Genomic DNA, 4,873 nt, shown 5'->3' with positions numbered 1-4,873 from the left:
GTACGACAAGCCCAGTGAAAGGATCCTCGCGCTCATCAACGCCTCATGATATGATCGCGTCATCGCGAAGACCACCGTTCGAGGTGGCAAATCACTCAGGTGTTGCAACCACCACTAAAATCCGCCCTCCCAGCCCTTTCATCCTGAGCGAAGCCCTTTTAGGGCGGAGCCGAAGGATCCTTAACCTCCCGCACTATGACCTCCTGCACTACGGCCTCGTGTGAATGGCCAGAGCTTCTTCGCTCCCGCTCACTCGTCGAACTATTCCAACCTACGGCCCGATTCCGGCAGCTTGGAACAAATCTGCGATTCAGCGTCCCATTCGGGCTCTGTATTCGCAGAATTGTTCCAATCTGCGATTCTGGCGGTCCAGATTGGAAAGTCCAGATTGGAAGTGCAGAGCCAAGGTGCGCGAGATGGGACTTGAACCCACACGTCAAAGACACAGGAACCTAAATCCTGCGCGTCTACCGATTTCGCCACTCGCGCGTGCGGACGGCGATGCCGCCGCATATGCAAAACCCTAGGTGAACCGGCATCCCGGCGCAACCTAGGGCATCCGAGCCACTTGACAGAATCGAACTGTCGACCTGCTCATTACGAGTGAGCCGCTCTACCGACTGAGCTAAAGTGGCGTGCGGCCCGGGAGGCATTCGCCACCCGCGCACAAGATAGAGAGCATAGCGCATCATTCGGACTTTGTCGAATCGGCCTCGCGTGTGGGCCTTCCGCGGGTCTTCCGCATGTCGCATGCGTGCCGCCAGCGCCCCGCCATCCTTGGCTTTTCCCCCGATCTGCGGAACAATGGACCCATGAACAGCCCCATGATCTCCAACTCCGGCGATTTCTACGCGATCATCCCGGCCGGCGGCACCGGCACGCGCCTGTGGCCGCTGAGCCGCGCATCGCGTCCCAAGTTCCTGTACGACCTGCTTGGCGAGGGCCGCACCATGCTTCAGGCCACCTTCGATCGTCTTGCGGCCGTGGCCGGCGCCGATCATGTGGCGGTCTCCACCGGCCGGGCCCATGCGCGGGCCGTGCGCGATCAGCTGCCCGGGCTCGGTCCGGACGCTCTGTTCGCGGAACCCGTCCCGCGCGACTCCACGGCCGCGATCGCGCTCGCCACGGCCATTCTGGCCAAGCGGCACGGCGGGGACATCGTGGTCGGATCCTTCGCGGCGGACCATGTGATCCGCGACAACGAGTCCTTCGCCGAGTCGGTGCGCCAGGCCGTGGCCGCCGCCCGCGCGGGGTATGTCACCACGATCGGCATCGCCGCCACGCGCCCATCCACGGCCTTCGGCTACATCCATCAGGGGCATTCCCTATCCTCCGAGATTCCAGATGCGCCCTCGGCCAGGCTGGTTCGCCGGTTCGTGGAGAAGCCCGACGCCGCCACCGCGCTGGCCTATCTGTCCACCGGCGAATACCGCTGGAACGCCGGCATGTTCGTGATGCGCGCGGATGTGCTGCTTGATCGCCTGCGCGCGTACAAGCCGTCGATCGCCGAGACTGTTGATCTGATTGCCGACGCGGCTCTGAATGGACCGGAAGCGTTCGATGCGGCGATGGACGAGCATTGGGAGGGTGTGGAGAAGATCGCATTCGATTACGCAATCGCCGAGCCATTGTCGCTGGATGGCGGTGTGGCGATGGTCCCCGGCGGCTTCGGCTGGGACGACATCGGCGACTTCAACTCGGTGGCTGCGCTGCTGCCGAGCGTCAACAGGAAAAACGTCAAGGTGCTGGGCGACGCGGATCGCGTGGTCCACCTCGATTCGGCCGGCGATGTGGTGGCGCCGGAATCGGGCCGTATGATCTCGCTGCTGGGCGTGGATGACTTGGTGGTGGTGGACACGCCCGACGCGCTGCTGATCGCCCCGCGCGCTCGCAGCCAGGAGGTCAAGGACATGGTGGCGCATCTGCGCGCGATCGGCCGGACCGACGTGCTGTGACCGTGTGGCGGGCATAATCAGGCGACTCGCCGGGCGATGGTTGCCGGAGGGTGACCATGAGGTGAACTGTGCGATTCTGTCCACTTTTGTAAGTAACTTGTTACATGAAAGGAACGGCGTGGCCGCTGATTTCGCATCGAGGCTGCGACGCTTTCACTGGTGATGATGAAAGGACCGACACATGGCCATCAATCCTCCTGTCGACGCAACGCAGACCCCCGCTTGGGCCGCGCTGCAGAAGCACTACAACGATCTTCAGGCCGAGGGCATCAGCCTCAAGAAGTGGTTCGCCGAGGAGCCGGAGCGCGTTGAGCAGCTCTCCTTCGACGCGGGCGATCTGCACTTCGACCTGTCCAAGAACCTGATCAAGCCCGAGACCCTGAAGCTCTTCGCCGATCTCGCCAAGGACGTCAAGCTGGATGAGCGCGTCAAGGCCATGGTCTCTGGTGTGCACATCAACAACACCGAGGACCGCGCCGTGCTCCACACCGCGCTGCGTCGCCCGGTCGAGGACGAGGGCAAGTACATCGTCGACGGCCAGGACGTCGTCAAGGACGTGCGTGAGACCCTCGACCGCATCTACGCCTTCGCCGACAAGGTCCGCTCCGGCGAGTGGAAGGGCGTGACCGGCAAGAAGATCACGACCGTCGTCAACATCGGCATCGGCGGCTCCGACCTCGGCCCCAACATGGCCTACGAGGCCCTCAAGCCCTACGCGGACGCCGGCATCTCCGCCCGCTACATCTCCAACATCGACCCGAACGACCTGGCCGAGAAGACCAAGGGCCTGGATCCGGAGACCACGCTGTTCATCATCGTCTCCAAGACCTTCACCACCCTGGAGACCCTGACCAACGCCCGCGAGGCCCGCACCTGGCTGCTCGAAGGCCTCAAGGCCTCCGGCGCCATCGACGGCTCCGATGAGAAGAACGCCGAGGCCATCCGCAAGCACTTCGTGGCCGTCTCCACCGCCCTGGACAAGGTCGAGGCCTTCGGCATCGATCCGACCAACGCGTTCGGCTTCTGGAACTGGGTCGGCGGCCGCTACTCCGTCGACTCCGCCGTCGGCACCTCCCTGGCCGTGGTCTTCGGTCCGGCCCGCTTCGAGGAGTTCCTGCACGGCTTCCACGAGATCGACGAGTACTTCATCAACACCCCGGTGGAGAAGAACGTGGTCGCCCTCATGGGTCTGCTCAACGTGTGGTACCGCAACTTCTTCAACACCGCCGCACACGCCGTGCTGCCCTACGACCAGTACCTGCACCGCTTCCCGGCCTACCTGCAGCAGCTGACCATGGAGTCCAACGGCAAGTCCGTGCGTTGGGACGGCACCCCGGTCACCACCCAGACCGGCGAGATCTTCTGGGGCGAGCCCGGCACCAACGGCCAGCACGCCTTCTACCAGCTGATCCACCAGGGCACCCAGCTCATCCCGGCCGACTTCATCGCGTTCGTCAACACCCCGAACCCCACCAAGGACGGCGACCAGGATGTGCACGAGCTGTTCCTCGGCAACTACCTGGCCCAGACCAAGGCCCTCGCGTTCGGCAAGACCGCCGACGAGGTCCGCGCCGAAGGCACTCCGGAGGCCATCGTCCCGGCCCGCGTGTTCCAGGGCAACAAGCCGACCACGTCCATCCTGGGCGAGGCCCTCACCCCGTTCGCACTCGGCGAGCTGATCGCCCTGTACGAGCACATCACCCTCGTCGAGGGCACCGTGTGGGGTCTGGACTCCTACGATCAGTGGGGCGTGGAGCTGGGCAAGCAGCTGGCCAAGCAGATCACCCCGGCCATCTCCAAGGATGACGAGGCCCTGGCCGCCCAGGACGCCTCCACCCAGTCCCTGATCAAGTTCTACCGCGAGCACAGGGAGTTCTGAGCTCGTCTCCGAGCTTCTCTCGTCTGGGGTTCCGTCGGGGCCCGATGGCCTGACGGTCTCCTGAACGCTCTCCAGAACGCTTGAATGGCACGGTCGTTCCAAATCTGCGGCACCAAAGTCGCAGCGTGGAGCGGTCGTGCCATTTTGCGTTTTGGGGGCGGCGATTGGGGCGATGATTCGGTCATGTTCGTTCCAACCTGTGTTGCGCGGGTTGGGATTCGATTGAGACGGAACTATCGCTCTGCCCGTCACCTCGGTACGGGTTGGCCGTCACTGGGTGCGACTCGGGCGTCACGTGGCGCGATTTGGGCGTCACTTGGTGCGAAGTGCGTCACGTGGTGCGATCGCGCCCGGTGACGCTGCTCGAAAACCGTTGTGGGACAAGGCCTCCCGAAGGCCGTCACTCGGCGCGTCCGCTCCCTGTGACGCACTTCGCACCCTGTGACGTCGAAATCGCTCCCCGTGACGTGGGGAATGGCATGATCTGCCCGCTTTGTGCGCCGGGGTTCGCATCCCGGGCGGATTGGGCCGTTTTTGTCCCTGTTTTGGTCTCGAAAACGTCGTGATCGTTCCGCTTTGTTGTAGAGCGGGTTCAAAGTGGGTGGATCGTGCCGTGTGTCTGCCGCTTGCGTGACTTAGGTCGTGACCGGGCGTGTGGCATGGTGTGTGTGACTGGGTGTGCGGTTGTGACCGGGCGTGTGACATGGTGTGCCCATTCCCGGTCACGGCTTGTTGGGAATGGCTTTATTCCAACGTTTTTGTGCCCCTGTGACCGGGTGTGTCCACGCCGCGTCACGCACCATTGCGCTTCCGCACGCCCGGTCACGCCCCATGTCACGCCGCGCACCCCGTGTCACGCCCATACCCATACCCGGTCACGCTCCGCACCCCGTGTCACGCCCACACCCATACCCGGTCAGACGCTTGATCAGGTAGCCGTTGTGCCCGCTTGTATCCTCCTGCCCCAGCCAGTTGGCCGGATCCTTGAACACGATGATGTCCCCGCGCTGCAGCTTGGACGCCGGGCTGATGTGCGTGC

General features: G+C 63.8%; 2 protein-coding genes, 2 tRNA genes and 1 pseudogene. 2 read left to right on the top strand and 3 right to left on the bottom strand.

From position 1 onward, the window contains the following. Positions 1 to 408: 408 nt before the first annotated feature. Together EMO90_RS12000 and EMO90_RS11995 are read right to left on the bottom strand one after the other, a co-directional pair. Positions 409 to 489 (bottom strand) — tRNA-Leu (locus EMO90_RS12000). 73 nt (positions 490 to 562) lie between these two features. Then, positions 563 to 635 (bottom strand) — tRNA-Thr (locus EMO90_RS11995). A 189-nt stretch (positions 636 to 824) separates the two neighbouring features. Between EMO90_RS11995 and EMO90_RS11990 the strand changes: the two genes are divergently transcribed. Beyond that, complete coding sequence (locus tag EMO90_RS11990) at positions 825 to 1,955, top strand: mannose-1-phosphate guanylyltransferase (RefSeq protein WP_150355152.1); 1,131 nt, start codon at positions 825 to 827, stop codon at positions 1,953 to 1,955. 181 nt (positions 1,956 to 2,136) lie between these two features. Continuing rightward, positions 2,137 to 3,834, top strand: coding sequence for a glucose-6-phosphate isomerase (gene pgi, locus EMO90_RS11985; protein WP_150355151.1), 1,698 nt, complete (start codon positions 2,137 to 2,139; stop codon positions 3,832 to 3,834). Between the two features lie 911 nt (positions 3,835 to 4,745). Here pgi and EMO90_RS11980 read toward each other — a convergent pair. Beyond that, a pseudogene (locus EMO90_RS11980) lies at positions 4,746 to 4,873 on the bottom strand (signal peptidase I); the annotation flags it as partial.

It is taken from the genome of Bifidobacterium vespertilionis, assembly GCF_008698145.1.
GTDB classification, from domain to species: Bacteria; Actinomycetota; Actinomycetes; order Actinomycetales; family Bifidobacteriaceae; genus Bifidobacterium; species Bifidobacterium vespertilionis.
The sequence above is the reverse complement of the archived record's forward strand: the minus strand, read 5'-3'. Positions and strand labels throughout refer to the sequence as shown.